Here is a 24,939-nt window from a genome sequence, read left to right on the forward strand (position 1 = left end):
CTTCGCCCTGTTCGATTCGGCCAATGACGAATGGCTGGAGTGGGCGCCCAGGATCGCCCTGAGGCGCGGGGCCCGTTGATGTCGCATCGCACCGCGGCAGCATGAATCCATTCGATCAACCCAGAAGGAGAACGCCGATGTCCAGGCGCTTGCTTTTCGTGGCCACCCTGGTCGCGACCCTTTCCCTTGCCGCTCATGCCGACGAACCCCTGCCATCGGTCGAGCAGGTGATGAACGAGCACAAGGAAAAGATCAGGAACCAGCTGGAAACCATCAACTACAAGCGCAAACGGATGGTCGAGGCAAACATGGCGCTGGACGGCACCGAAGCCGAGACGTTCTGGCCGATCTATTCACGCTACCGAGGCGAGACGGACAGCCTGCACAAGGAGACATTCCAGCTCCTGCTCGAATATGCCCGCGCCTATGGTTCCGGCAGCATTACCGACGCGGAAGCTTCGAGGATGGTCGACCTCTATCGGGGATTGCAGGAGAAACAGCTGGCCGTGCTGCACCGGTACGTGCAGGAAGTGGCCGAGAAGATGTCACCCCGGCGGGCCATGCGTTTCCTGCAGATCGAAGCGCAACTGGACGCGCTGGAGGCGTTGCAGATCGGCAAGCAGGTTCCGCTGATCAATTGAGTTTCACGGCACCGGCCGCGTCCAGGCCTGGGCGAGTTCCGCATCGCCCAGGCGCATCGTTTTGCTCAGCGTGCCGAACGAAGCCGCCGCCACAGCGTGGTCCGGCTGATCCCGAGCCGACGCGCAGCCTCGTCAAGGCTGCCCTGGCAGCTGTCCAGCGTCTCCTGTATGTAGCGCAACTGCGCGGTTTTGCCGATGGCGTGCAAATCCTTTGTGCGCGATGGCTCTTTCCGGGACCTGGGCTGAGGCTGGCCTTCGAATAGCTCGGGCAGCACGCGAGCCAGGTAATGCTCATCCACGCCGTGCTCATGGAAGATTTCGCTGGCGGAGAGCATCGCCCGTTCGATGACATTCTCCAGTTCCCTGACGTTTCCGGGCCAGGAATGGCGGACGAGGTAGGGTAGCAGGAGCGTCGTTATGCCTGCGGAACCCGGTGGCTGGCCCTGGACCAGCAGGCGCTGGCTGATTCCCTGGCAAATCAGAGGGATGTCCTCGGGCCGCTCGCGCAGGGGCGTGGTCTGCAAGCGCAGGATATTCAGCCGGTAATACAGGTCGGTGCGAAACTCGCGATCCTTCATGGCGCCCCCCAGGTCCTTGTGGGTGGCGGCGACGATGCGCACGTCGATGGAGATCGGCTCGGTGCCGCCCAGGCGCAAGACCTCTCGCTCCTGCAATACACGAAGGAGGCGAGTCTGCAGCGACACAGGCATGTCGCCGATCTCGTCGAGGAACAGCGTGCCACGGTGCGCCGCCTCGAACAGGCCGGGCTTGCCGCCTTTGCGCGAACCGCTGAAGGCCCCTTCCTCGTAGCCGAACAGTTCGCTTTCCAGTAGCGACTCGGGAAACGCCGCGCAGTTGATGGCGACGAAAGGCCCGTGCCGGCGAGGGCTCTCGTTATGGATCCCTTGGGCGAGCAGTTCCTTGCCGGTGCCGCTTTCGCCAGTGATCAGGATGGTCGAATGGCTGGCGGCAAAGCGCTTGGCCAGCTGCAACATCTCACGGTTGGCCTTGCTCGCGCCGTTGAGTTGTTCGAGCCGGTAACGCGCGGTGAAGGCACCTGGACGGCGAGTGGAGCGGATGCGTTGATCCGCGCGCTGCACGGCGGTGATGTCCTGGCAGGTGAGCACCAGGCCGGTACGCTCGCCATTCTCCAGGATCGGCAGGAGATTGCTGACCACGGCGTGCGAGCCCAGCCGGATCACCCGGTTTTCCTCGCCACCGCCATCCTCTAGCGCCTGTTGCAGGTCAAGCTCCGGGCATAGCTGCTGTAACGGTCGACCCAGAGCCGAGCTGACCGGCAACTCCAGCAACTGGGCAAGGGCAGGGTTGAGCGATTGCACCACACCCTGGTTGTCGACCGCTGCCACACCGCTTGGAATGTGTTGCAGCACCGCGTCCAGATGCCGCCGCTTGGCGATCTCCAGGCGCTGGCTGTCGAGGACTCCCATGGCTTCCTCGAGCGCCTTGCGCGCAGTGTCTTCGCTCAGCGACAGCACGCCGTGCAGGCCTGCCTGTTCCGCCAGCTCCACCACCGTCGACGAACCGATGATGCTGCGGCAACCCAGCCGGGCTACCTCCAGGACAGCCTGGCGAGCCTCTTCCAGGGTGGTGTAGGCGACCTGGTGAACCTGCACCGTGAACAGCGTTCGCATGGCTTGCAGGTCCCGGTCGATGCGGTTGTAGCTGAGCAGGGCGACATGGGAGGAGTGTTCGCGGGCTTGCTCCAGCGCACGCAACAGGTCTCCGCCGCCAACGCGCATCGTCAGAACCGGACGTGCCAGGTGTCTACGCAGGTAGGCGGCAGTGGCGCCAGCACAGACGAACACGTCGGCCTTGCCGCGCTGTTCGAGATCGCGGGCGGTTTGCAGGGCTTCGGATACCGAGGTGTCGAGCACCTCGATATGGACGTCCGGGTAGCCCGCCGCCAGGCCGGCCACCAGGCTGGCGAGGCGACTGCGCTGCCGAGGTCGTTGAAGGTGACTGACCAGCACGACGACCTGGGAAAGGGGAGGACGCATGTCGAAACCTGTTCAGGATTGAATTGTTTCGATACTGAATCAGTTCGTTGCAAAAGTGAAACCCGGATTGCTTCGTCGAGCGCCATGGAAAAGCCTGGCGCCAGAGAGCGCGCGGGTTACAGGCATATCCCGAAAATTGGCCCAGGCGTTGCTAAAGCTGTCTGACAACATGACTACAGGCAGACCCTACAACCCCATGAGCACTCCTCCTACGACCGTACGGGACGGCGAGACATTCGTGGCCCCGGACGACCAGCCACTGGTCGAGTTCATCCGCGAGCACGCCGCAGCGAAGCGGGTGGTCATCCAGGCACGCCAGCGCCTGAGCGGCGGCGCCATCCAGGAAAACTGGCTGCTGGACCTGCTGATCGAAGGCGGCCCCTGGGCTGGCGCCCGGCGTTGGGTGCTGCGCAGCGATGCGCTTTCCGCGCTACCCGCCAGCCTTGACCGCGAACAGGAGTTCGCGGTGCTGCAAGTGGTTCATCAGGCCGGAGTGAAAGTACCGCGCCCGCTGTGGCTGTGCCGCGATATGCGCGTGCATGGGCGGGTGTTCTTCCTGATGGAGTACGTGCCGGGTGTCGCCGCCGGTCGCTTGCTCAGCGCCGGCACCGGCCCCCAGGGCCGGGCGCAGCTGGCGGCGCAGCTTGGCGCCAACCTGGCGCGCCTGCATCAGGTTCGCCCGCCGTGCGCCACGCTGGATTTCCTGCCGATGCCAACCCGCTCACCGGCCTTGGCGACCATCGACGCCTATCGCCACTACCTCGACACCCTCGCCGATGCCTACCCGGTGCTGGAGTGGGGCCTGCGCTGGTGCGAGCTGCACGCACCGCACAACGGCACCCTGTGTCTGTTGCACCGTGACTACCGCACCGGCAACTACCTGGCCAGCGAACAGGGACTCGAAGCCGTACTCGACTGGGAGTTCACCGGCTGGGGCGACCCTTGCGAGGACCTAGGCTGGTTCACCGCCCGCTGCTGGCGCTTCACCCGCCCAGACCTCGAGGCCGGCGGTATCGGCCAACTGGAGGACTTCCTGGGTGGCTACCACGAGGTGTCTCCGCTGCGTATCGAGCGCAGCCAACTGCACTACTGGCAGGTCATGGCCACCCTGCGCTGGGCGGTGATCGCCCTGCAGCAAGGCCAGCGCCACCTGTCCGGCGAAGAGCCGTCCATTGAGCTGGCACTGACCGCACGACTGCTGCCGGAGCTTGAGCTCGACATCCTGCACATGACCGGAGCCGAAGCGCCATGACCCAGCCCGATGCCCATGAACTGCTCGACATCGCTCGCTCGACGCTTCTGGAGCAACTGCTGCCAGCGCTGCCCGGCGAGCTGCGTTACCCGGCCCTGATGATCGCCAATGCCATGGCCATCGCAGCCCGCGAAAGCCGCCTGGTGGCTCTGGCCGAGGACCAGGAGCGGACACGTCTGGCCGCCTTGGTCGACGAGGCGCCCGCAGCCTTGCCCGACCTGCGCCGCCAACTGGCACGGGCCATTCGCCTGGGCAGCCATGACGCCCCGCAAAACCATAGAACCCTGGTCGAGACATTGCGCCAGGTCACCCTCGCCCGATTGGCCATCAGCAATCCCAAGGCCTTGCCCTGAACGGCGTCAGCCATCTCATTCCCGACAGACAAGCACCCAGAAGGACAACCATGAACTTCACCCTCCCGGACGAACTGCTCGCCTTGCAGGCCAAGACCCGAGACTTCATCGCCGAACAGGTCATCCCGCTCGAGAACGACCCCCGCCAGGACAGCCACGGCCCCAGCGACGCCCTGCGCCAGGATCTGGTGGCCCGCGCCCGCGCGGCCGGCTTGCTGACGCCCCACGCCAGCCGCGAAATGGGTGGCCTGGCGCTGAGCCACGTGGCCAAGGCGATCGTCTTCGAAGAGGCCGGCTACTCGCCGCTGGGCCCGGTGGCGCTGAACATCCATGCCCCGGACGAAGGCAACATCCACCTGATGGACGTGGTCGCCACCGAGGCGCAGAAAGACCGCTGGTTGCGCCCGCTGGTCCAGGGCCATGCCCGTTCCTGCTTCGCCATGACCGAGCCTGCGCCAGGCTCCGGCTCGGACCCTTCGATGCTGCGCACCACCGCCATCCGCGATGGCGACGACTACCTGATCAATGGCCGCAAGTGGCTGATCACCGGCGCAGAAGGCGCTGACTTCGGCATCGTCATGGCGCGCATGGAGGATGGTACGGCGACCATGTTCCTGACCGACATGAAGCGTGACGGCATCATCCATGAGCGCCAGTTGGACTCGCTGGACAGCTGCTTCACCGGTGGCCACGGGCAGCTGCGTTTCGACAACCTGCGTATTCCGGCGAGCGATGTGCTCGGCGAGATCGGCAAGGGCTTCCGCTATGCCCAGGTGCGCCTCGCGCCCGCGCGCTTGACCCACTGCATGCGCTGGCTGGGCGCCGCGCGCCGTGCCCACGACATCGCCTGCGACTATGCGCGCACCCGAGATGCCTTCGGCAAGCCGCTGGGCGAGCACCAGGGTGTGGGCTTCATGCTGGCCGACAACATGATGGACCTGCACGTGGTGCGCCTGGCGGTGTGGCACTGCGCCTGGGTGCTCGACCAGGGCCGGCGGGCCAATGTCGACTCCAGCATGGCCAAGGTGATCAGCGCCGAGGCGTTGTGGCGGGTGGTCGATCGTTGCGTCCAGGTACTGGGCGGGCGCGGGGTGACCGGGGAGACCGTGGTGGAGCGGATCTTCCGCGACATTCGCCCGTTCCGCATCTATGACGGCCCGAGCGAGGTGCACCGCATGAGCCTGGCGAAGAAGCTGCTCGACCAGCGCCTGGAGGCCCACTGATGCAACCGAACCTTGCCCGACTGTTCGCCCTCGACGGGCGCCGCGCCCTGGTGACCGGCGCCTCAAGCGGCCTTGGCCGCCACTTCGCCATGACCCTGGCCGCCGCAGGCGTCGAGGTGGTGGTGACCGCCAGGCGCCAGGCGCCACTGCAGGCGCTGGTGGAGGCCATCGAGGTGGCGGGAGGGCGGGCGCAGGCCTTTGCCCTCGATGTGACCTGCCGTGAGGATATCTGCCGGGTGCTCGATGCCGCCGGCCCGCTGGATGTGCTGGTCAACAATGCGGGGGTGAGCGACAGCCAGCCCTTGCTGGCCTGCGACGATCAAAGCTGGGACCGCGTGCTCGACACCAACCTCAAGGGCGCCTGGGCGGTGGCCCAGGAAAGTGCCCGGCGCATGGTCGCGGCGGGGAAGGGCGGCAGCCTGATCAATGTCACTTCGATCCTCGCCAGCCGTGTGGCCGGTGCCGTCGGCCCTTACCTGGCGGCCAAGGCCGGCCTGGCCCACCTGACCCGCGCCATGGCGCTGGAGTTGGCGCGCTATGGCATCCGGGTGAATGCCCTGGCGCCCGGCTACGTGATGACCGACCTGAACGAGGCCTTCCTGGCCAGCGAGGCCGGCGACAAGTTGCGCTCGCGTATCCCCAGCCGCCGCTTCAGCGTGCCGGCGGACCTGGACGGCGCCTTGCTGCTGCTCGCCAGCGATGCCGGGCGGGCCATGAGCGGCGCCGAGATCGTGGTCGATGGCGGCCACCTGTGCAGCAGCCTGTAACGCGCCCTGGCGCAATAACAACAAGAACAGGAGGTATGTATGTGCGTGCAAGACCCGAGCAATGTGTCGATGAGGTGGCTGCCATGATGGTTCCTACCCTCGAGCACGAGCTTGCTCCCAACGAAGCCAACCATGTCCCGCTGTCGCCGCTGTCGTTCCTCAAGCGTGCCGCGCAGGTGTACCCGCAGCGCGATGCGGTGGTCTATGGCGCAAGGCGCTACAGCTACCGCCAGTTGCACGAGCGCAGTTGCGCCCTGGCCAGCGCCCTGGAGCGGGTCGGCGTACAAGCGGGCGAGCGGGTGGCGATACTGGCGCCGAATATCCCGGAAATGCTCGAGGCCCACTATGGCGTACCCGGTGCCGGGGCGGTGCTGGTATGCATCAACATCCGCCTGGAGGCACGCAGCATCGCCTTCATCCTGCGCCACTGCGCGGCCAGGGTGCTGATCTGCGACCGTGAGTTCGGTGCCGTGGCCCAGCAGGCGCTGGCCATGCTCGATGCGCCGCCCTTGCTGGTGGGCATCGACGATGATCAGGCCGAGCGAGCCGACCTCGCCCACGACCTGGACTATGAGGCGTTTCTGGCCCAGGGCGACCCCGGGCGGCCGCTGAGTGCGCCGCAGAACGAATGGCAGTCGATCGCCATCAACTACACCTCCGGCACCACGGGGGATCCCAAGGGCGTGGTCCTGCATCACCGCGGCGCCTACCTCAACGCCTGCGCCGGCGCGCTGATCTTCCAGTTGGGGCCGCGCAGCGTCTACCTGTGGACCTTGCCGATGTTCCACTGCAACGGCTGGAGCCATACCTGGGCGGTGACGCTGTCCGGTGGCACGCACGTGTGCCTGCGCAAGGTCCAGCCAGATGCGATCCACGCCGCCATTGCCGAGCATGCGGTGACCCACCTGAGCGCCGCGCCGGTGGTGATGTCGATGCTGATCCATGCCGAGCATGCCAGCGTCCCTGCCGTGCCGGTATCGGTGATCACCGGCGGCGCCGCGCCGCCCAGCGCGGTCATCGCCGCCATGGAAGCACGCGGCTTCAGCATCACCCACGCCTACGGCATGACCGAAAGCTACGGCCCCAGCACCCTGTGCCTGTGGCAGCCGGGGGTCGACGAATTGCCGCTGGAGGCCCGGGCCCAGTTCATGAGCCGCCAGGGCGTCGCCCACCCGATGCTCGAGGAGGCCACGGTGCTGGATACCGACACCGGCCGTCCGGTCCCGGCCGACGGCCGCACCCTTGGCGAACTGGTAGTGCGGGGCAACACCGTGATGAAAGGCTACCTGCACAACCCCGAGGCCACCCGCGCCGCGTTGGCCGACGGCTGGCTGCACACCGGCGACCTGGCCGTGCTGCACCCGGACGGCTACGTGGAAATCAAGGACCGGGCCAAGGACATCATCATTTCCGGCGGCGAGAACATCAGCTCGCTGGAGATCGAGGAAGTGCTCTACCAGCACCCCGAGGTGGTCGAGGCCGCGGTGGTGGCGCGCCCGGATTCGCGCTGGGGCGAGACACCCCACGCGTTCGTCGCCTTGCGGGCGGATGCCTTACCCAGAACCACGGGTGACGATCTGGTCCGCTGGTGCCGCGAGCGCCTGGCGCACTTCAAGGCGCCGCGGCATGTGACGCTTACCGAACTGCCCAAGACCGCCACCGGCAAGATCCAGAAGTTCGTCCTGCGCGAGTGGGCCCGGCAGGAGGAGGAGGCCGGCGACGCCGGCCGCTGATGGCGCTGCCGCACCCGCACATTCCATAACAATAACTAGGTTGCCCGAGGTGTCCCATGTCCAGCCTGCTATACGCACGTATCCGCGCCAGTGCCCGGTTCCAGCAACTGGTGGCGCGCCGAAACCGTTTCACCCTGAGCCTGCTCCTGCTGATCCTGGCCACGTTCCACGGCTACATCGCGCTGGTATCGTTCTGCCCCGAGCTGATTGCCAGGCGTCTGGCGCAGGGCTCGAACATGACCTTCGGGGTCGCGGCCGGCGTGTTCCTGTTCGTGTTCTTCTGTGCCTTGTCGGCGCTCTATGTGTACCGCGCCAACGGCGAATTCGATCGCCTGACCCAGGCTCTGGTCGCTGGGCTGGAAGAGGAGCGGGGCGCATGAAGAAGCTCCTTCCCCTGGCGTTGTCGCTGCACTCCGGCCTGCTGTCGGCCTCGCCCGCGTTGGACGCTGGCCAGCGCCAGCCGCTCAACCTGCATGCCATCGGCATGTTCATGGTGTTCGTGCTGTTCACCCTGTGCATCACCTGGTGGGCGGCGCGACGGACCCATTCGACGGCGGATTTCTATAGCGCCGGTGGCGGTATCCGGGGCTGGCAGAACGGCCTGGCGCTGGCCGGCGACTACATGTCCGCCTCCACGCTACTGGGAATCACCGCGCTCATCTACAGCTCCGGGATGGATGGCTACATCTATCTCATCGCCTTCTTCGCGGGCTGGCCGGTACTGCTGCTATTGATGACCGAGCGGCTGCGCAACCTGGGCCGCTTCACCTTCGCCGACATCACCTCGTACCGTCTCGACCAGGGCAAGGTGCGCACCATGGCCGCCATCGGATCGCTGACCGTGGTGTGTTTCTACCTGGTGGCGCAGATGGTCGGGGCCGGGCAGTTGATCAGGCTGCTGTTCGGCCTGGACTACCAGATCGCCCTGGTGATCGTCGGTGCGCTGATGATGCTGTATGTGACCTTCGGCGGTATGGTGGCAACCACCTGGGTGCAGATCGTCAAGGCATTCCTGCTGCTGGTCGGCGGCTCGCTGGTGCTGTTCCTGGCGATGCGCGAATTCGACTTCAGCTATGACAGGCTGGTCAGCCAGGCGATGGATAGCCATGCCCTGGGCGAACGCCTGCTGGCCCCTGGTGGCTTGCTGGCCGACCCGTTGACCGCGCTATCGCTGAGCCTGGGGCTGGTGTTCGGCACCGCCGGGCTGCCGCACATCCTGATGCGTTTCTTCACCGTCGGCGATGCCCGGGAGGCGCGCAAGTCGGTGCTCTACGCCACCGGGTTCATCGGCTACTTCTTCAATGTCATTTTCCTGCTGGGCCTGGCGTCGATCGTGATCGTCAGCCAGCAGCCCCGGTTCTTCGAGGGCGGGGAAGCGGGAGGCAAGCTGCTGGGCGGGGGCAACATGGTGGTCATGCACCTGGCCCAGGCAGTGGGAGGCAACCTGCTGCTGGGCTTCCTCTCCGCCGTGACCTTCGCCACCATCCTGGCCGTGGTGTCAGGCCTGGCCCTGGCCGGGGCGTCCGCTATCGCCCATGACCTGTATGCGCGGGTGATCATGAAGGGCGCGGCCAGCGAGGCGCAGGAGCTGCGGGTAACCAAGCTGGCAACCCTGGGCCTTGGCTTGGTGGCGATAGCCCTGGGCATCGTGTTCGAGAACATCAACGTGGCCTTCATGGTCGCCCTGGCCTTTGGCATCGCCGCTTCGGCCAACTTCCCGGTGCTGTTCCTGTCGATGTTCTGGTCGGGGCTGACCACCCGTGGCGCGTTGGCCGGTGGCTACGTCGGGTTGTTCAGCGCCATGGGCTTCGTGGTTTTCTCCAGGCTGGTGTGGGTGGATGTGTTGCACTTCGCCGAGCCGCTGTTCCCCTATACCCAGCCTGCGCTGTTCTCCATGCCGTTGGCGTTCCTGGTGGCGTATGGCGTTTCCCGCCTGGACCGGACCACGCGGGCCATGGCGGAAAGGGCAGCCTTCGCCGACCAGTACGTACGAGGCCAGACCGGCCTTGGTGCCAGCGGAGCCATAGACCACTGAGGCGCACACGGTCGCTGTCGAACGGGTGGCAGCGACCGCATGGCAGGCTTTGAGGCTGTCTGTCGCCCGAGGCCTGGCTAGTGCCCCCGGAAGATGTCTCCGATACCGACGGTGGGGTAGTGCTCCATGCGCTGAGCCGTCCCGCGGTTGACGACGGAAGGCTTCGAAAACAGTGCACTCAGGAAGATGACCAGTACAAGGACAGCCAGTAGAAAACCGAATCGGCGCATATGATTCTCCAGCGATTTTTTCTTCGGGCGCTATCCACGAGGACCTTAGAAGCGCAGCGCAGTCACTGTCCCGCCGCGCTTGCGGTGTCGCATTCGCGGGCGAACAGGCGGGTGACGGCTACGATGTCCTGATCGCCATAGCCCATGGCTGCCGCGCGTTGCACGGCCTGGCACAGCGCGTCGAAGACCGGCGTCCAGGCCCCTTGTGCGTGCAGGGCTCCGGCGATATGGGCGAAGGCCTGGGCATGCACATCGAGCCTCGCCTGATCGCCTGCGAAATCCTGCGCTTCCAGCCGACGGACCGCTTCCTCGAGTGCATCGGCGACGAAAAAGCGCGACGTGTCGAGCATGAGCCGAGCGGTCTTCGAAGGCGGCAGGCCGAAGTGGACACCAGCCCCCACGGCCTCGAAGAAAGCCACCATCGCGGCAAACGCATGCGCGTGGAGCACGGTGGCGAAGGCCAATGCTTCGTCCCAGGGGAGGAACGTCGTATGACCGGCAAGCCCCTCAAGCAGCGCCCGATGCCGTTCGAAGGCCTCAGGATCACCGGTATGAATGCTGTGGCTTTCGCGACGACCAACGTTGCGCGGGTAGGCCACGATCATCCCTTTGACGTAATGGCCGCCCGCGCGGTTGACGAGACTCTGAAGCGCCAGACCCTCGTCCTGGGCGTTGGTCGTGTAATCGACGATCGTACGGTTGGCCAGTGCCTGCATCACACCTGGCATCCCGAGCACCTCGCGGGTCGCCTGGTTGTCCAGGAGCACGAAGATCGTGGCCGGGCTTGCAGCCAGCGCGGCTTCGGCGCTCTCGCACAGGTGAGCGCCAGCGGCGACGAGCGCCGCGGCCTTGCCGGGTGAGCGGTTCCAGATCGCCACGCGCCTGCCTTGCCTGAGCAACGCTTGGGCCATGATGGTTCCCATGGCTCCGAGCCCGATCACGGACACTTCGAACTCGACGCTTTCATCATTGTGTTCACGCACGCTCGAGGTCTCCTGATTATTGTTCTGGCTGATGTCCAACAGGTCTCCGGCCTGCGCTTCAACACAGGCCGAAGGGTGACCCTGGCAGCTATTCGCCCAGCGCTGCCGCGACCGATTCGCCGAAGGCCCTGAGGCCGTCTTCGAGTTGGTCGGTCGGAGTGTTCAGCGGTGGCATCAGCTTGATGATTTCGCCATTCGGGCCGCAGCGGTCGACCAGCACGCCCGCTTGCAGCACGCGCTGCTGGGCGTCCTTGGCGACCTCGACGTTGCCGCGGCCGAAATCGATGCCGGCGATCATGCCGCGACAACGCGCGGACGCGACGCCTGGAATTTCCGCAAAGCCGGCAACCGCGCGCTCCATGGCCGCGCAGTTGTCGGCCAGCAATTTCAGGAACTGCTCATCGTGCCAATAGCTGAGCGCGATGCGGGCGGTCAGGAACGCCAACTGGTTGCCCCGGAAGGTGCCGATGTGATCGCCCGGTTGCCATACATCCAGCCCGGCACGAAGCAACACGATCGCCATCGGCAGGCCGAAGCCGCCGATCGATTTGGCGCAGGTGATCAGGTCCGGCACCACCCCGGAGCGCTCGAAGCCGAAGAAGTCGCCGGTGCGGCCGCAACCGGCCTGGATCTCGTCGCAGATAAGCAGCACGCCGTGGTCGGTGGTCCACTTGCGCAAGCGTTGCAGCCATTGGTTGGAAGCCGGGTAGACGCCGGCCTGGATCTGCACCGACTCGACGATCACCGCCGCCGGCAGCTCCGAGCCGCTGCCCTGGTCGTTGGCCAGGCGCTCGAGGAAGCCAATGCTGTCGAATTCGCCATAGGGGCTGTCTTCGTAGGGCACGAACACCACGTCGGTGGAAAGCCCGGGGCCACGGCGAGTGCGGTTGCCGGTGACGGCCAGGGCGCCGGCGGTCATGCCGTGGTAAGCCCCGTAGAACGATACGACCTTGGTACGCCCGGTCGCCTTGCGCGCCAGCTTCAACGCCGCCTCGACGGCGTCGGCACCGGTCGGGCCGGTGAACTGGACCTTGTAGTCCCAGCCGCGTGGCTTGAACAGGTCGCGCTCGATCGCTTCCAGGAACTGGCGCTTGGTGGTGGTGTGCAGGTCGAGGGCGTGGGTCACGCCGTTGGCCGACAGATACGCGATCAGCGCATCGCGCATGCGCGGGTCGTTGTGGCCATAGTTCAGGGCGCCGGCGCCGGCGAAGAAGTCCAGGTATTCGCGGCCATCTTCGCCGCGGATCCTGCTGCCTTGGGCGGTATCGAACACCAGGGGCAAGTCGCGGCAGTACATCCGCACGTTGGACTCGAGCCTTTCGAACGTCTCGATGTTGTTCATGCAAACCTCTTGAAAAATGATCTGGGTAGTCCGGGGTGTGGGCGGTCAGTGCTTGAACATCACGTGGCGCACCACGGTGTAGTCTTCCAGGCCGTACATCGACAGGTCCTTGCCGTAGCCGGACAGCTTGACCCCGCCGTGGGGCATTTCGCTGACCAGCATGAAGTGGGTGTTGACCCAGGTGCAGCCGTATTGCAGGCGGGCGGCCAGGCGATGAGCGCGCCCCACATCGGCGGTCCATACCGAAGACGCCAGGCCGTAGTCGGAGTCGTTCGCCCAAGCCAGCGCCTGGGCTTCATCCTCGAACGACGAGACGGTCACCACCGGGCCGAAGATCTCGCGGCGCACCACCTCATCCTCCTGTGTAGCGCCGGCCAGGACCGTCGGCTCGAAGAAGAAGCCGGCACCCTCGGCGCGCTTGCCGCCGGTGACCACTTCGATGTGCGGCAACTCCCTGGCCCGGTTCACGAACCCCTCGACACGCTCCAGATGCTCCTTGGTGATCAGCGGTCCCATCTCGGTCGCCGGATCGTCCGGCAGCCCGCACCGGATGCTGGATACGGCCTCGCCGAGCTTGCGAACGAACTCCTGGTAGACCCCTTTCTGCACATAGAGGCGGCACGCGGCGGTACAGTCCTGGCCGGCGTTGTAGAAGCCGAAGGCGCGGATGCCTTCGACGGCGGCGTCGATGTCGGCATCGTCGAAGATCAGTACAGGAGCCTTGCCCCCCAACTCCATGTGCATGCGTTTCACGCTCTCGGCCGTACCTTCGATGATCCGGCTGCCGGTGCGCACGGAGCCGGTCAGCGACACCATGCGCACCTGGGCATGGCTGGTCAGCGGCTCACCCACCGAGGCACCTCGACCGTGGACGATGTTGACCACGCCGGCGGGGAAGATCTCGGCAAGCAGCTCGCCCAGTTTCAAGGTACTCAGCGGCGTGTGCTCCGACGGTTTCAGCACCACGGTGTTGCCGCCGGCCAATGCCGGGCCGAGTTTCCACGCTGCCATCAACAACGGATAGTTCCACGGCGCGATGGAGGCGACCACGCCTACCGCGTCGCGGCGGATCATCGAAGTATGCCCCGCGACGTACTCTCCCGCCGCCGAGCCCTGCAGGCAGCGCACGGCGCCGGCAAAGAAACGGAACACGTCCGACACGGCGGGCAGTTCGTCCAGCAGCACGGCGTTGAAAGGCTTGCCGCAGTTGTCCGCCTCCAGGCGAGCGAACACGTGCGCCTGGGCATCGATGCGCTCGGCAAGCTTGAGCAGCAGGGCCGCGCGATCCTTGGGCGGCGTTTGCGACCAGGCGTCGAAGGCCGCATCCGCGCTCTGCACCGCGGCATGGACCTGGGCGCCGCTGGCCTCGGTAATTCGCACCAGGACGTTGCCCTGGGACGGGTTGTACACCGCGTGGCTCTCGCTTTCGCCGGCCACCAGGGCACCATTGATCAGAAGTTTGGTTTGCATATCGATTCTCGCCATTGAAGGGCAGGCTCGAAGCCGGCCTTGTGGTTGTTGTCAGAGCGTTCGATAGAAGGGCGGTCGCTACGCCAGCGCGTCGGGCACCGGGTTGCGGAAGAAGCTGGTCCGGCAAGCGAGATAGACCGCCCCCAGGCCCAGCCAGCTACAGCCCATGATCAGCGCGTCGTTATCCAGGCTGACCAGCATCCACCCGGCCGTGACCAGGCCAACGAGCGGGCAGAGCACCCCGTGCAGCAAGCCCGCCCCGTCTCCGAGGCGGGTATCGAAGGAGAGCCGCAACGCGCAAAGGTTGACTGCGCTGAAGGCGAGAAACGCGCCGAAATTGACCAGGGACGTCGCGGTGGCGATCGTCAGGGCAAAACCCGCGCAGCCGAAAATGCCGCAGAGCAGAATGTTGAAGGCCGGGGTCTTGTAGCGAGGATGCAGGGCACCGAACAGCTTGCGCGGCAGTTGGTTGTCCCGCCCCAGGGCGTACAGCAGCCGGCCCACGCTGGCCTGGAACGACATGCCTGCGGCGAAGTGGGCGATGATGATCCCCGCCAGGACCACGGCGAAGAACAGGTCGCCGCCGATCATGCGGGCGATCTCGAAGGCGGCGCCGTCCACATGCTCGAAGGCGGGGGAGGGATGCGCCAGGTACATGAAGTACGACGAGCCGACGTAGACCGAGCCGCCGATCAATGCGACCAGCAGGATCGCGCGCGGCAGTGTCCGGCCCGGGTCGCGGGTCTCCTCGCTGAGCGTGGACAGCGCGTCGAAGCCCAGGAACGAGTACGCGGCAATGGCGGCGCCGGCCATGCTGGTGGCGAAGGACACGTCCGGGTTGAAGAACGGCTTGGCCGACAGCAGCCCGCCAGGGCCGTTGGCCGCGACGATGTAGTGCACGCACAGGCTGATGAACACGACGATGATGGCCAGTTGCGCGACCATCAACAGCACGTTGAAGCGGTTGGCGACCTGGATGCCCAGGATATTAAGCAGCGAGGTGGAGACGATGAAGCCGATGATCCACACCCATTGCGGCACCTCTGGAAAGGCCATGTTGAGGTAGCTGGCGCCGAGCAGCCAGATCAGCATCGGGATGAAGAAGTAATCGAGCAGGGCGGCCCAGCCCACCATGAAGCCGAGGTTCGCGCTCAGCATCTTGCGGGTATAGGTGTAGGCCGAACCGGCGACCGGGAACACCCTGACCAGCCGGCCATAGCTCAAGGCCGTGAACACCACGCCGATTGCCGCGATCAGGTAGGCCATCGCCGTGGTGTTGCCGCTGGCCTGCGTGATCACGCCATAGGTGCCGAACACGATCAACGGAGCGAGGAACGCCAGACCGAACAGCAGAACGGAAAACGGACCCAGCGTGCGCTTCAATGAAGCGCCGGCGATTGATTCGCTCATGACGGGCCTCCTTCACGCTACGTAGTGGTAAGGGGGTCATGCCGAGATAAAGGAAAATTAGGACATACGCGCTGCAACTGATTGTATTTAAATATCTTTCTAGCGTCGCTAAGTTACTCAGGATGGGCTTTATAGGATTTTATAGTCAATTATAGAATCGGCTCTGAACGCCTGATTGAAGTTATGCCGAGGTAAGGGGGGAATCAGGGGTATGCCGAGATGAGGCAAAAATTAGTGCATTCGTTCTGTAACTTGCTGTATTTAAACGAACAGAATGGAAGTCCTGCTCAAGCGAAGGCGCGCTTAGCGCAATGGCTTCAGCCTGATACCGCTGAGGATCAGTTCGGCCTGCTGCGAATTAAGTAGGCCGATCTGGAGTTGGCAAAGGCACCGGGGTGTCGGTATCAAGGCTCTGAGCCCAGGTCTCGACCAATGCGTGATCGATCACCAAACCCTCGCTCACGTCGGCTAATGCCTCGCGTGTTAGATCAGCGAGTCGTTGGTCGTCATTTGTTGAGTTGGCCATTCCGCGTCCATTTTGCCGTGCCCTGCTGCTAGCTTACGGGCGTTGGCTCTGAATAGCCCGTCTTCACGCCCTGGGTGGCGGCGTAATGGCGGGTTTGGAAAGCCAGGACATCCTGCATCTGCTTGCTGACGTCCTCTTCAAGCCCCCATTCATAGGCCAGCTTGTCGAGTTGGTAGCGAGAGACAAGCTGGGTCGCACGAGGTGAGCGTTCTGCTGGTTTCAGGTTCGACCAACTGCTGACAAAGCCTTTTAGGCGCGCGGCTTTGTCCGTTGATACACAGGGAAAGCGACGCAGCAGGTCGACGAGATAGAGGGCACGCAGCTTCTGTTCAGGCTCGCGCAGCTTGCTTGCCACTTCACGCTGCAGTACTGGCACGAGGTCGCGCTCTTCGTACCACAACTGCTTGGCAAGCTCCACAAGAGCATCGGACGCAACTTGGCTAAGACGCTGCTGGGTGACAGTCTCCAGGAGCGTGCCAAAGCTTTGTTTACGATCCAGACGTGGCATCTCGCCCATCCTCCAGGTACTTCGCTATGACCAGTTTCAGGCAGCCTAGCATTGCGCTTCGGTTGCCCACGGCATAATCGATTGCCTCTGTTGCCAGTGTAACAAACTGGCCGACATCGACACGGCCACATTCGATGAGCTGTTCGATATCATATTGATCGTTTTCCGTAAAGCGGCCGAGCTTGGAGATGGCCAGATCCACGCCGGCGGCAACGAAGATATGCAGCGGCTGCTCACCCTCGAAACCCTCCATCGGGATGGCGCGCTCGCGGTAGTCCTCGTGCAGTGGCCCGAGGGCATTGGTGTAGTTCTGGTCCAGGTACACCTGCAAGTCGCGGCCGTCGCCGTCCTCATAACCCTCTGGCGGTGTGTAGACGGCCATGATCTCGTCCTTACGCAGCACGCGGGCCGCCTCGATCTCCGCATCGATGTCCGCACTACCACGCGCATGGGTGAGCAGGTGCACCGCGCAGCCGCCGAAGACGAAGACTTTGAGCGAGCCTGGCGGATTGCCATCCAGTAGCGGCAAGGCCCGGGCGAACAGATTACCAATGGCCTGGCCCAGTGGCGTAGTCAAACGGACAGGTTCCGCAGCCCCCTCATTGGTAGTCTCAAGTAGTGTCATCTTCACCTCCGCTCAGCGCATAGGCTCAGTGTGCCGGTTCATGTGCTACATGCGCCATCGCTGTTCGCAAGCGGTGCCCCGAGTAGCTTCAGCTGTGTAGTGGCTTCGACCAAGCGCTTCTGCAGGCCCTGCGTCTGCTGCGCCTGAAGCGCGGAGGCTTCGCTCAGCCGGGACACCTCCTCCTGCAATGTGCGACAACGCTGATCAAGGGCTTCATTCGTGCGTTCGGAGCCGGCCAGCGTGCTCTGCAGAGCCTCCAGGGCCTGAGTTTTCTGCGCCACTAGCTGTTGCTGTGCATGTCGCTCTTTTTGCAACTGCCGCGCCTCGGTGAGCAAGCGTGCATTGTCGCGGTTCAGTTGCGTCAGCTCGTCCTGCTTGATTATCAAGGTCTGCTGCAGTTGCCGCAGTTCTAGTTGCAGTTGTTGTACCTGCGACTCGTGTCGGCGTTGTTCCTGCTCACGCTGTTCCTTGCTGGCCTGTCGGTAGTGCTCCAGGGTGTCGCGCGCATGTCGGTGTTTTTCCTCCAGCGAGTGGATCTGTGCGTCGCGATCCTTGTGCCGCTCCTCGAGGTCACGATTAGCCTGCTGTAGGCGGGCGTTCTCGATCTCGGCCTGTTGCCGTTGCTCGCGTGCCTGCTGCAACTCGTGATGAGTGGTCTGAAGCCGTTCCGCGTCGAGCGCGGTCTGGCCTTCCAGTTGTTGGATGCGGCTTTCGGCCTGTCGAAACCGATGCTGGTAATCGAGCCGTTCGCGGGTCAGTTGTTCGCGCTCCAGGGCCACCGCGGCCTGCGCCTCCTCCTCTAGCTGATCTGCCAGTTGGCTGACCAGATTGGCCAGCTGTTCGCTGAGCGGGATCGAAGCCGCATCCCGGCCGCGCTCGGCGTCTTCGAGCTCTTTCAGGTAGCGGTGAATGGTGGTCTTTGAACCGGTGTTGCCCAGCTCGATGCGCACCGCATCAATACTGGGGTGGGCGCCGCGGGCGAGGAGGGCATGCCTGGCTTTCTGCACGACAGCTTTGTTGATTCCACCACGGGCCATGACGGAGCCTCCTAACGATTTCGTTCTGTGGTACATACCATGTAGATACATAGCACTTTATCAAGAATTTCCCTTATTTTCTACCAATAATCTAGAATTGGGTAATCATGAATTATCCAAGGTGAGGCGGCATTTTTGTCGTTTAGTCGTCGCTCACCGGTACACCAAGGGGATACGCCCAGATGAGCCAGGAGATCGAGCGGTACCTGCAGGCCGGCACCCGCGCTAGCACGCGGCGCAGCTACCAACAGGCGCTCGAGCACTTCGAAGTGACCTGGGGCGGCTTTCTGCCGGCAACCAGCGATGCCATCGTGCGCTACCTGGTCGATCACGCCGCCATGCTGTCCAGTAACACTCTCAAGCTGCGCCTGGCGGCACTGGCGCAGTGGCACGTCAGCCAAGGCTTCCCCGATCCGACCAAGACCCCACTGGTTCGCCAGATCCTCAAGGGAATCCGTACTCTGCACCCGCGCCAGGAGAAGCAGGCCGAGCCGTTGCAATTGCGCCAACTCGAACAGTGCGTGCTGTGGTTGGAACAGGCCGAGGGGAGAGCACGAGCGGAGGACGACTGGCCGCGGTTGCTGCGCTGTTGCCGCGACCGTGCGTTGATGCTGATTGGCTTCTGGCGGGCGTTCCGCAGCGATGAGCTGTGCCGTCTGCAGGTCGAGCACATCCAGGTAAGGCCGGGGGAGGGCATGCAGCTGTTTCTGCCCTGGAGCAAAGGTGACCGCGACAACCAAGGCCAGACCTTCAGCGCGCCGGCGTTGGCCAGGTTATGTCCAGTACAAGCCTACGTCGACTGGATCAGCGTGGCGGGCATCGCGCGTGGGCCGGTATTCCGTGGAATTGATCGCTGGGGGCATTTAAGTGAGCAGGGTTTGCACCCAAATAGCATTGTCCCACTCATGCGCGCCGTACTGCAGGCGGCAGGACTGCCTTCGGAGCTGTACAGTAGCCACTCGCTACGCCGCGGGTTTGCCACCTGGGCCACCCGCAGCGGCTGGGATCTCAAAGCGCTGATGCAGTACGTAGGTTGGAGCGATGGCCAATCCGCATTGCGCTATGTGGAGAGCACAGGAGTGTTCCCTGGGCAGTTGAGTGCGCTACAACACATCTCAAACTGGCCCGAGGGGACTGCCATAAGACCGCCTTCCGCGGCCCCGATCTGCACCTAGCTGCGCACTGGGAACACCAGCTCGTCATGTGCGGTGCAAATGAGTCGATGATCCAGCACATGGAAAATCGCAGGGTTCTTGGCATCCTGGGCACCCACAAAGAAGAGGTAACTGCGGGATGCCTGCTTGTCTTTTTTGGCTTTTATGTTCTCTTGCCGGGCTATTTCCAGCTCATTTTTCAGTCGCCCGCGGGCAGCTGCTGACCACTCGCTCCAAAGGACGACCACCTGGTAAGGCGTTAGTTTTTTCTCTTCCCATTCGCCCGCGTTGAGTGAAATGGTCAAGTGTTCATGCTACAAAGACGCGCTGAGGGAACGCTGGTCGAGGCAGTCCAGGTTGTACTGCCTGCGAGGCTGAATGGATCCAATGACTGGACGATGGAGAAGCTGACCGAGCTGATAAGGGTCTATGACCGGGACGAACGAGTCTTGGGCTACGACTTCAAAACGGCATCAGGCCAGACCTACTCGCACAGAGATTGCCTGTACTCACAGGACGGAGCCAAGCACCAGGTCTATTGTTCGATGATGTGTCCCGCATGAGATGGTCGCCACCTCTGGTGGTTCTTGGCAGGGCCACTCACGAGGTTTGACAGGACAATGAAGGCTCTTCCCGAGAAAATCCTGGACATCATTCAACAGCTTCCAGAAGGTGAGGTTCTGACACCTAGCAGATTCCTGCATCATGGTTCTCGCCATGCTGTGCAGCGAGGACTCTCTCGCCTGGTCGAAGGTGGAAAGCTGTTTCGCGTTGCTCGGGGCATTTATGTTGCCGCAGTCGAAACTCGGTTCGGCGTGCGCCCGCCGGCACCGGAGAAGGTTGTCCACTCGCTGGCTAATGCGCTGGGTGAAGTGCTGGTCGACCACGGGGCTCGTGCCGCGAATAAATTAGGGCTGAGCACACAGGTTCCAGTTCGCTATGTCTTTCTAACCGACGGACGCTCTAGGGAGCTTCAGGTAGGCAAGACCACCGTGTCGATTCGGTATGCGCCTCGATGGTTGATGGCTCTAGGCGCTACTGGAGCGGGGGAAGCCATTCGAGCATTGGATTGGATTGGCGAGGCAAGCGTGGGGTATGCCGTTTTCAAACTTCATAAACTACTACCCGAGAGCGAATGGGGTGATCTGGTGTCAGCTCACCGCTCGTTACCTATCTGGATGGCGAATGCAATCTGCGCTCAGTCGAGTTGCACCCACCCTGTCAAGTTGGGCTAGCGGTTTAGCTGTAGCCTACTTACCGCCAGATCGGCATCATCTGGAATGGGGCAATTCGATGTGAAAGCCCGTGAGGCCGGCGGCTGAGGTGCACCAGATGCGGCCTTTGTGAGCCTCAATGATGGATCGGGTGATGGCAAGTCCGAGCCCGGCGTTGCTCGGGCTTCCCTCCCGCCGAGCGGGGTCGACCCGGTAAAAGCGGTCGAAGAGCTTCTCTAAATGCTCTGAGCTAATTGTGTCCCCTGGGTTCTCGATGCTGAAGGTTGTGGAGTCCGCTGTCTCGCGGATCAAAACCGAAATTGTATGTCCCACCGGCGTGTAGCGCAGTGCATTGGACAGCAAGTTGGAAAGTGCACGATCAAGCATCAGCCGATCTCCCAGCACTTGGCCTGTGCCTGTGAGCGATAGTTCAATGCCATGTTCTTCGGCCAGAAGGTGGTAGTAGTCAAACAGCTTGAAGACTACGTCAGCCAGTTCGATCCTGGCCTGCTCGGGGATGATTAGGCCATTATCAGCCTTGGCCAAGAAAAGCATGTCATCAATCATCCGAGACATGCGCTTCAAGTCCTCCAGGTTGGAGTAGAGATTCTCTTCATAGGCATTGATATCGCGTTTCTTGCTCAGCACGACCTCGGTGTGGGTCATCAGGTTGCTAACGGGCGTGCGTAGCTCGTGGGCAATGTCGGCCGAAAAATTGGAGAGCCTAACGAAGGCATCCTCTAGCCGAGCCAACATCGCATTGAAGGATAGAACCAGTTGCTGAAGTTCCCGCGGCACTGGTTCGAGAGGGATTCGTTCCTGTAACGAGCGAGCGGACATCCCGGAGGCCACATGAGTGACTTGCCGCAGAGGCCTAAGGCCGCTGCGAGCAACCACCCAGCCGAGCGTGGCACTGAACAGGGCACTGATGACCAATCCAATCCAGAACCATCGTTGCAGCGTGTCGAAAAAGTGTGTGTGATTGGTGACGTCAAGAATCAGCAAAGCTGTGAGCGGCTCAGCCTGATCGGCTACCGAGATTTGCGCCGTCATGCCGCGGTACATGTGTTGGCCGTTCTGCCACTCCCACATGCTCTGCTCATTTTCACGTCTGAAACGCTCTGGTACTTCGACTGCTCTGGGGGCGGAGAACAGTACAGAACCGTCACTGGCCAGGATAGTGGCCGCCAGATCCTGATGGGCTCCCAGCAAGGCTCGCAACTGCGGTAATTCTTCCGAAAGGCTCGCTTCACCGCGAGCATTGTTGAGGATATGTTTGGCGGATTCGAGTTTCTCCACCAGGGCCTGCCGATCCAGCATCTTGAAGTGGTGCTGGCTGAGCATATTGAAACTCAGCCCTGCTACCGTCAGGACTGCAATTACCGCGGACATGAACATCAGGCTCATGCGTGCTGTCAGCGAAAGGTGCTTCATATTCACTCCGGCGCATCCATCATGTATCCCATGCCGCGGGCGGTATGAATCAGCTTGAGATCGAAATCGTCATCGATTTTTGCGCGTAGCCGGCGTACCGCAACCTCAATGACATTGGTGTCGCTGTCGAAATTCATGTCCCAAACCTGAGAGGCAATCAGCGACTTCGGGAGCACCTCGCCGCGCCGGCGCAGTAGCAGTTCCAGCAGTGAAAACTCCTTCGCGGTCAGGTCAATTCTTTTCCCGCCACGGATCGCACGCCGCTTCATCAGATCGACTTCCAGATCGGCAATTTTCATCGTTGTTTGCGTGGGTGAGCCATTGCCTCTACGCAGCAGCGTTCTGACCCTGGCCAGAAGTTCTGAAAAAGCAAATGGCTTGATTAGGTAGTCGTCCGCACCTAGCTCCAACCCTTTAACGCGGTCCTCCACACCATCGCGTGCCGTCAAGAACAGTACGGGGACGTCTTTTCCTGCTGCGCGCAACATGCGCAGCACTTCCCAACCGTCCAGCCCAGGCATCATTACATCCAGAATTAGCAGGTCATAGGCTTCGCTAAGTGCATGCTGAAGGGCATCTGTACCGGTCATAACCCGGTCGACATTGAACCCAGCCTCGGTGAGACCTTGCTGGAGGTACGTACCGGTTTTGGGTTCGTCTTCAGCTACCAGTAGTTTCATGTGTGCAGACTCCAAAAGTCGGGTGGCCTGAGTTTGCAGGCAAACCGCGGCCCCAACCAGAAGCTTACGAAAATGTAATTCTGACTTCAGCTCACTGACAGGGTGGCTTGTCTAGGGTGCAAGCATGAGTACTAGGTTGTGCTCTCGGCCCTCGACAGACCAAAAGCAGAGGTGCCGGCCATAGTTTGCACTGATGGAGACTGCCCATGAAATCGCTGAAACCTTTGCTTCTGGTTGGTTCGCTACTGCTGTCTTCCATGGCTTGGGCCGAAGGGGGCAGCGACCGTGTATTCGAGCGCATCCAGCAGATGCGCGACAAAGCAGAAGCCGTGCTGATCCAGGCGGAGAAGGCCCCGGTCGGCGAGCGGCATGTGCACATGAAGGAGCATATGAACATGCTCGAAGACATCATGAGCCAGCTGCACAACGAACATCCCGCGCCAAACATGTCTGCCGAAGAGCATCTGGCCTGGATGGAAAAGCATGACAAGCTGGTAGACGACGTGCTGGGTCAAATGATTCGAGAGCACAAGCTGATGATGGCCGACAAGGAATGCCATCAGTAAAGATTTCCCCCATCTTACAGGCCTTTCGTGATTGCTCCTTCGGCCTAGCGGCGCCTTTATGGCGCCGTGCTTTTTCCCAGCTGACGCAATTGTAGTTTTGGGGTCAGCGGCCTGGCAGCAAGCGGGGAATAGCATGAGATTTCCAGCACCCATCTCGAGGTCTCACCATGAAACGCTTACCCCTTAAACTGCTGATCAGCACTCTGTTCATCAGCACCACCTTTCCGGCATTTGCCGAGGTCGGCGGCAGTAGCAATGGCATTGGGCAGCAGGCCCAGGCGACGCCAGCGACTCGTACCATCTTGGTAAAGATGGACGACATCAACTACAGCCAGAAAACGATCGATGTGAAGCCAGGTGAAACCGTGCGCTTCGTTCTGAAGAACGAGGGCGCGTTGATGCACGAGTTCAACATCGGGCAGGCAGCGTCCCAGCTGGAGCACCAGCGCAAGATGGCGTCCTTGTTCAAGGACGGCACACTGACCCCGACCGGCATGGCCGAGCGCATTGTCTGGCATGAGCGTTATGGCATGGGAGACTCCAACCCTCCAGGCTATCCGGAAGTCATCAAAGCCAAGCATGACGACCCGAACGCGGTTCTCGTCGAGCCCGGCACAACCAAAGAGTTCGTGTGGACCTTCCCTAAGGCGGGCAGTTTGAGCTTCGCCTGTACATTGCCTGGGCATTACCAGGCGGGGATGGTCGGTGAGTTTGCTCTGCGTTAGTCCGGCATCGGTGCTACCCGTTGGCCGCGAGCTGGGTAGCACCGATCTGACGAACCTTACTGCGATGTAGTTTTCACGTCAGCGTACCGCCAGCTGCACCTCATTAGCATCGGGACTCATCCCTCCTCAACACCTCAGAGGCACACCATGAAACTCAGACCCGCTTTCATAATCACCACCCTTGGCTTGCTGCTCAGTGCTGCCAATGCGCTGGCCAGCCCGGGCCACAAGAAAGACAGTATTGGGCAACCGGGAGACGGTCAGGCAGTAGATCGCACCATCGAAGTCCGGATGGGGGACATCTTCTTCGAACCCAAAGCAATGGAGATCAAAGCAGGCGAGACAGTTCGCTTCGTCCTGAAAAATGACGGTGCACTGCTACACGAATTCAATCTTGGCAAAGCGGCATCCCATGCCGCGCACCAGAAAGAGATGGCCGCGATGTTTCAGAACGGCACGCTGTCCCCTACAGGTGCACATGACATGAGCAATATGGGCCATGCCATGGGCGGCATGAAGATGGTCGGTATGGAACACGATGACCCCAACAGTGTTCTTGTCGAACCTGGAGCACGCGAAGAGTTGATCTGGACCTTCTCCGCCGCCACCGAACTGGAGTTCGCCTGCAATATTCCAGGACATTATCAGTCGGGAATGGTCGGTAAGGTGACCGTACGCTGACGTTTATTGATACTCGCCAACTCCGTCCAGTCTGAGACACCTATACTGATCCGGCCGCCATTGAAACGAGGCTATTGTCGTGGACCATACCCATCACACCAGTACCACTGAGCCGCCTTTTTGGAAGAGCAAGATTGGCATTGCGCTGATCATGCTGGCCGTAATCGGCATCTTCTATGTAGCGCGTGAGCATTACGGTCATCTTTCGCAGGCCCTGCCGTACCTCATCCTGCTGCTATGCCCGCTGATGCATCTGTTTGGCCACAATCACGGCGGGCACTCCCACTCCAGCAGCACCGCTGTTTCCAAGGACGAAGAAAGGACATAGATCG

Annotated in this window: 26 protein-coding genes; 15 read left to right on the top strand and 11 right to left on the bottom strand. The window is 62.4% G+C overall.

Annotated elements, in window-relative coordinates; genetic code table 11:
* Together HMPREF2581_RS33830 and HMPREF2581_RS12385 are read left to right on the top strand one after the other, a co-directional pair.
* On the top strand, positions 1 to 79 hold a 79-nt coding region (locus HMPREF2581_RS33830), incomplete at its 5' end, for a hypothetical protein (protein WP_371914911.1).
* A gap of 79 nt (positions 80 to 158) precedes the next feature.
* A complete protein-coding gene (locus HMPREF2581_RS12385) occupies positions 159 to 641 on the top strand; it encodes a transcriptional regulator (protein ID WP_223309047.1) in 483 nt (160 codons plus the stop codon).
* Between the two features lie 65 nt (positions 642 to 706).
* On the opposite strand, the gene prpR is transcribed toward HMPREF2581_RS12385, so the two are convergent.
* A complete protein-coding gene (prpR, locus tag HMPREF2581_RS12390; protein ID WP_016254177.1) occupies positions 707 to 2,659 on the bottom strand; it encodes a propionate catabolism operon regulatory protein PrpR in 1,953 nt (650 codons plus the stop codon).
* A gap of 196 nt (positions 2,660 to 2,855) precedes the next feature.
* Here prpR and HMPREF2581_RS12395 point away from each other — a divergent pair, with 196 nt between their 5' ends.
* The 7 genes from HMPREF2581_RS12395 (at position 2,856) to HMPREF2581_RS12425 (ending at position 10,022) form a co-directional block, all read left to right on the top strand.
* The gene (locus tag HMPREF2581_RS12395; protein WP_016254178.1) at positions 2,856 to 3,911 is read left to right on the top strand and encodes a phosphotransferase family protein; all 1,056 of its coding nucleotides are present in this window, start codon (positions 2,856 to 2,858) and stop codon (positions 3,909 to 3,911) included.
* Positions 3,908 to 4,264, top strand: a complete 357-nt coding sequence (locus HMPREF2581_RS12400) for a DUF6285 domain-containing protein (protein WP_011666662.1) — start codon at positions 3,908 to 3,910, stop codon at positions 4,262 to 4,264. Before HMPREF2581_RS12395 ends, HMPREF2581_RS12400 begins: the two co-directional genes overlap by 4 nt.
* 50 nt (positions 4,265 to 4,314) lie before the next feature.
* On the top strand, positions 4,315 to 5,487 hold the full coding sequence (locus tag HMPREF2581_RS12405; RefSeq protein WP_011666661.1) for an acyl-CoA dehydrogenase family protein: 1,173 nt from the start codon (positions 4,315 to 4,317) through the stop codon (positions 5,485 to 5,487).
* Positions 5,487 to 6,254, top strand: a complete 768-nt coding sequence (locus tag HMPREF2581_RS12410; RefSeq protein ID WP_011666660.1) for an SDR family NAD(P)-dependent oxidoreductase — start codon at positions 5,487 to 5,489, stop codon at positions 6,252 to 6,254. Before HMPREF2581_RS12405 ends, HMPREF2581_RS12410 begins: the two co-directional genes overlap by 1 nt.
* Before the next feature lie 86 nt (positions 6,255 to 6,340).
* Entirely contained in the window at positions 6,341 to 7,987 is a 1,647-nt protein-coding gene (locus HMPREF2581_RS12415; protein ID WP_011666659.1) for an acyl-CoA synthetase, read from the top strand.
* 56 nt (positions 7,988 to 8,043) lie between these two features.
* Positions 8,044 to 8,367: a DUF485 domain-containing protein gene (locus tag HMPREF2581_RS12420; protein ID WP_015502944.1), complete on the top strand. Its 324-nt coding sequence runs from the start codon at positions 8,044 to 8,046 to the stop codon at positions 8,365 to 8,367.
* A complete protein-coding gene (locus tag HMPREF2581_RS12425; protein WP_011666657.1) occupies positions 8,364 to 10,022 on the top strand; it encodes a cation acetate symporter in 1,659 nt (552 codons plus the stop codon). The genes HMPREF2581_RS12420 and HMPREF2581_RS12425 overlap by 4 nt, the downstream gene beginning before the upstream one ends.
* A gap of 292 nt (positions 10,023 to 10,314) precedes the next feature.
* Here the strand turns inward: HMPREF2581_RS12425 and HMPREF2581_RS12435 are convergent, their stop codons facing one another.
* From HMPREF2581_RS12435 to HMPREF2581_RS12465, 7 genes are all read right to left on the bottom strand, one after another.
* Complete coding sequence (locus tag HMPREF2581_RS12435) at positions 10,315 to 11,235, bottom strand: NAD(P)-dependent oxidoreductase (RefSeq protein ID WP_011666656.1); 921 nt, start codon at positions 11,233 to 11,235, stop codon at positions 10,315 to 10,317.
* A gap of 88 nt (positions 11,236 to 11,323) precedes the next feature.
* Complete coding sequence (locus HMPREF2581_RS12440; protein ID WP_003089166.1) at positions 11,324 to 12,577, bottom strand: aspartate aminotransferase family protein; 1,254 nt, start codon at positions 12,575 to 12,577, stop codon at positions 11,324 to 11,326.
* Between the two features lie 45 nt (positions 12,578 to 12,622).
* Positions 12,623 to 14,047, bottom strand: coding sequence for a gamma-aminobutyraldehyde dehydrogenase (locus HMPREF2581_RS12445; protein ID WP_011666655.1), 1,425 nt, complete (start codon positions 14,045 to 14,047; stop codon positions 12,623 to 12,625).
* A 78-nt stretch (positions 14,048 to 14,125) separates the two neighbouring features.
* Positions 14,126 to 15,457 carry an APC family permease gene (locus HMPREF2581_RS12450; protein WP_016254180.1) on the bottom strand — a complete coding sequence of 444 codons (1,332 nt, stop codon included), beginning with the start codon at positions 15,455 to 15,457 and terminating at the stop codon, positions 14,126 to 14,128.
* Between the two features lie 554 nt (positions 15,458 to 16,011).
* On the bottom strand, positions 16,012 to 16,491 hold the full coding sequence (locus HMPREF2581_RS12455; protein WP_003117290.1) for a hypothetical protein: 480 nt from the start codon (positions 16,489 to 16,491) through the stop codon (positions 16,012 to 16,014).
* Positions 16,472 to 17,116, bottom strand: a complete 645-nt coding sequence (locus HMPREF2581_RS12460; RefSeq protein WP_003117289.1) for a DUF6036 family nucleotidyltransferase — start codon at positions 17,114 to 17,116, stop codon at positions 16,472 to 16,474. Before HMPREF2581_RS12460 ends, HMPREF2581_RS12455 begins: the two co-directional genes overlap by 20 nt.
* Before the next feature lie 38 nt (positions 17,117 to 17,154).
* Entirely contained in the window at positions 17,155 to 18,153 is a 999-nt protein-coding gene (locus HMPREF2581_RS12465; protein WP_003117288.1) for a DNA-binding protein, read from the bottom strand.
* A 182-nt stretch (positions 18,154 to 18,335) separates the two neighbouring features.
* On the opposite strand from HMPREF2581_RS12465, the gene HMPREF2581_RS12470 reads away from it, so the two are divergent.
* Complete coding sequence (locus HMPREF2581_RS12470) at positions 18,336 to 19,328, top strand: site-specific integrase (protein WP_003117287.1); 993 nt, start codon at positions 18,336 to 18,338, stop codon at positions 19,326 to 19,328.
* Here HMPREF2581_RS12470 and HMPREF2581_RS33190 read toward each other — a convergent pair.
* Positions 19,325 to 19,612, bottom strand: coding sequence for a hypothetical protein (locus HMPREF2581_RS33190; protein ID WP_016487034.1), 288 nt, complete (start codon positions 19,610 to 19,612; stop codon positions 19,325 to 19,327). The genes HMPREF2581_RS12470 and HMPREF2581_RS33190 overlap by 4 nt on opposite strands.
* Positions 19,613 to 19,927: 315 nt before the next feature.
* On the opposite strand from HMPREF2581_RS33190, the gene HMPREF2581_RS32015 reads away from it, so the two are divergent.
* The gene (locus HMPREF2581_RS32015) at positions 19,928 to 20,542 is read left to right on the top strand and encodes a DUF6088 family protein (protein ID WP_004374692.1); all 615 of its coding nucleotides are present in this window, start codon (positions 19,928 to 19,930) and stop codon (positions 20,540 to 20,542) included.
* Between the two features lie 36 nt (positions 20,543 to 20,578).
* On the opposite strand, the gene HMPREF2581_RS12480 is transcribed toward HMPREF2581_RS32015, so the two are convergent.
* Entirely contained in the window at positions 20,579 to 21,955 is a 1,377-nt protein-coding gene (locus tag HMPREF2581_RS12480; protein ID WP_003139556.1) for a heavy metal sensor histidine kinase, read from the bottom strand.
* 2 nt (positions 21,956 to 21,957) lie between these two features.
* Positions 21,958 to 22,635 (bottom strand): heavy metal response regulator transcription factor, encoded by a 678-nt coding sequence (locus HMPREF2581_RS12485; RefSeq protein ID WP_004374688.1) that lies wholly within the window; start codon positions 22,633 to 22,635, stop codon positions 21,958 to 21,960.
* A 206-nt stretch (positions 22,636 to 22,841) separates the two neighbouring features.
* Between HMPREF2581_RS12485 and HMPREF2581_RS12490 the strand changes: the two genes are divergently transcribed.
* From HMPREF2581_RS12490 to HMPREF2581_RS12505, 4 genes are all read left to right on the top strand, one after another.
* On the top strand, positions 22,842 to 23,201 hold the full coding sequence (locus HMPREF2581_RS12490; protein WP_003139552.1) for a co-regulatory protein PtrA N-terminal domain-containing protein: 360 nt from the start codon (positions 22,842 to 22,844) through the stop codon (positions 23,199 to 23,201).
* A gap of 167 nt (positions 23,202 to 23,368) precedes the next feature.
* Positions 23,369 to 23,926 (top strand): cupredoxin domain-containing protein, encoded by a 558-nt coding sequence (locus HMPREF2581_RS12495; protein ID WP_003139550.1) that lies wholly within the window; start codon positions 23,369 to 23,371, stop codon positions 23,924 to 23,926.
* A gap of 147 nt (positions 23,927 to 24,073) precedes the next feature.
* Positions 24,074 to 24,607 carry a cupredoxin domain-containing protein gene (locus tag HMPREF2581_RS12500; protein WP_003246762.1) on the top strand — a complete coding sequence of 178 codons (534 nt, stop codon included), beginning with the start codon at positions 24,074 to 24,076 and terminating at the stop codon, positions 24,605 to 24,607.
* Positions 24,608 to 24,686: 79 nt separating this feature from the next.
* Positions 24,687 to 24,935 carry a DUF2933 domain-containing protein gene (locus HMPREF2581_RS12505; protein WP_003246761.1) on the top strand — a complete coding sequence of 83 codons (249 nt, stop codon included), beginning with the start codon at positions 24,687 to 24,689 and terminating at the stop codon, positions 24,933 to 24,935.
* The last annotated feature ends 4 nt before the right edge of the window (positions 24,936 to 24,939 follow it).

This window comes from Pseudomonas sp. HMSC057H01 (assembly GCF_001836405.1).
GTDB lineage: Bacteria > Pseudomonadota > Gammaproteobacteria > Pseudomonadales > Pseudomonadaceae > Pseudomonas > Pseudomonas aeruginosa.

Excerpts from the sequence above, each read along its gene's own strand:
- HMPREF2581_RS12455 (WP_003117290.1), bottom strand. The coding sequence starts at position 16,491 with ATGCCACGTCTGGATCGTAAACAAAGCTTTGGCACGCTCCTGGAGACT.
- prpR (WP_016254177.1), bottom strand. The coding sequence starts at position 2,659 with ATGCGTCCTCCCCTTTCCCAGGTCGTCGTGCTGGTCAGTCACCTTCAA.
- HMPREF2581_RS12415 (WP_011666659.1), top strand. The coding sequence starts at position 6,341 with ATGGTTCCTACCCTCGAGCACGAGCTTGCTCCCAACGAAGCCAACCAT.
- HMPREF2581_RS12495 (WP_003139550.1), top strand. The coding sequence starts at position 23,369 with ATGAAACGCTTACCCCTTAAACTGCTGATCAGCACTCTGTTCATCAGC.
- HMPREF2581_RS12395 (WP_016254178.1), top strand. The coding sequence starts at position 2,856 with ATGAGCACTCCTCCTACGACCGTACGGGACGGCGAGACATTCGTGGCC.
- HMPREF2581_RS12450 (WP_016254180.1), bottom strand. The coding sequence starts at position 15,457 with ATGAGCGAATCAATCGCCGGCGCTTCATTGAAGCGCACGCTGGGTCCG.
- HMPREF2581_RS12425 (WP_011666657.1), top strand. The coding sequence starts at position 8,364 with ATGAAGAAGCTCCTTCCCCTGGCGTTGTCGCTGCACTCCGGCCTGCTG.
- HMPREF2581_RS12420 (WP_015502944.1), top strand. The coding sequence starts at position 8,044 with ATGTCCAGCCTGCTATACGCACGTATCCGCGCCAGTGCCCGGTTCCAG.
- HMPREF2581_RS12400 (WP_011666662.1), top strand. The coding sequence starts at position 3,908 with ATGACCCAGCCCGATGCCCATGAACTGCTCGACATCGCTCGCTCGACG.
- HMPREF2581_RS12440 (WP_003089166.1), bottom strand. The coding sequence starts at position 12,577 with ATGAACAACATCGAGACGTTCGAAAGGCTCGAGTCCAACGTGCGGATG.
- HMPREF2581_RS12485 (WP_004374688.1), bottom strand. The coding sequence starts at position 22,635 with ATGAAACTACTGGTAGCTGAAGACGAACCCAAAACCGGTACGTACCTC.
- HMPREF2581_RS12490 (WP_003139552.1), top strand. The coding sequence starts at position 22,842 with ATGAAATCGCTGAAACCTTTGCTTCTGGTTGGTTCGCTACTGCTGTCT.
- HMPREF2581_RS12410 (WP_011666660.1), top strand. The coding sequence starts at position 5,487 with ATGCAACCGAACCTTGCCCGACTGTTCGCCCTCGACGGGCGCCGCGCC.
- HMPREF2581_RS12480 (WP_003139556.1), bottom strand. The coding sequence starts at position 21,955 with ATGAAGCACCTTTCGCTGACAGCACGCATGAGCCTGATGTTCATGTCC.
- HMPREF2581_RS12445 (WP_011666655.1), bottom strand. The coding sequence starts at position 14,047 with ATGCAAACCAAACTTCTGATCAATGGTGCCCTGGTGGCCGGCGAAAGC.
- HMPREF2581_RS12470 (WP_003117287.1), top strand. The coding sequence starts at position 18,336 with ATGAGCCAGGAGATCGAGCGGTACCTGCAGGCCGGCACCCGCGCTAGC.
- HMPREF2581_RS12500 (WP_003246762.1), top strand. The coding sequence starts at position 24,074 with ATGAAACTCAGACCCGCTTTCATAATCACCACCCTTGGCTTGCTGCTC.
- HMPREF2581_RS12405 (WP_011666661.1), top strand. The coding sequence starts at position 4,315 with ATGAACTTCACCCTCCCGGACGAACTGCTCGCCTTGCAGGCCAAGACC.
- HMPREF2581_RS12465 (WP_003117288.1), bottom strand. The coding sequence starts at position 18,153 with ATGGCCCGTGGTGGAATCAACAAAGCTGTCGTGCAGAAAGCCAGGCAT.
- HMPREF2581_RS12460 (WP_003117289.1), bottom strand. The coding sequence starts at position 17,116 with ATGACACTACTTGAGACTACCAATGAGGGGGCTGCGGAACCTGTCCGT.
- HMPREF2581_RS32015 (WP_004374692.1), top strand. The coding sequence starts at position 19,928 with ATGAAGGCTCTTCCCGAGAAAATCCTGGACATCATTCAACAGCTTCCA.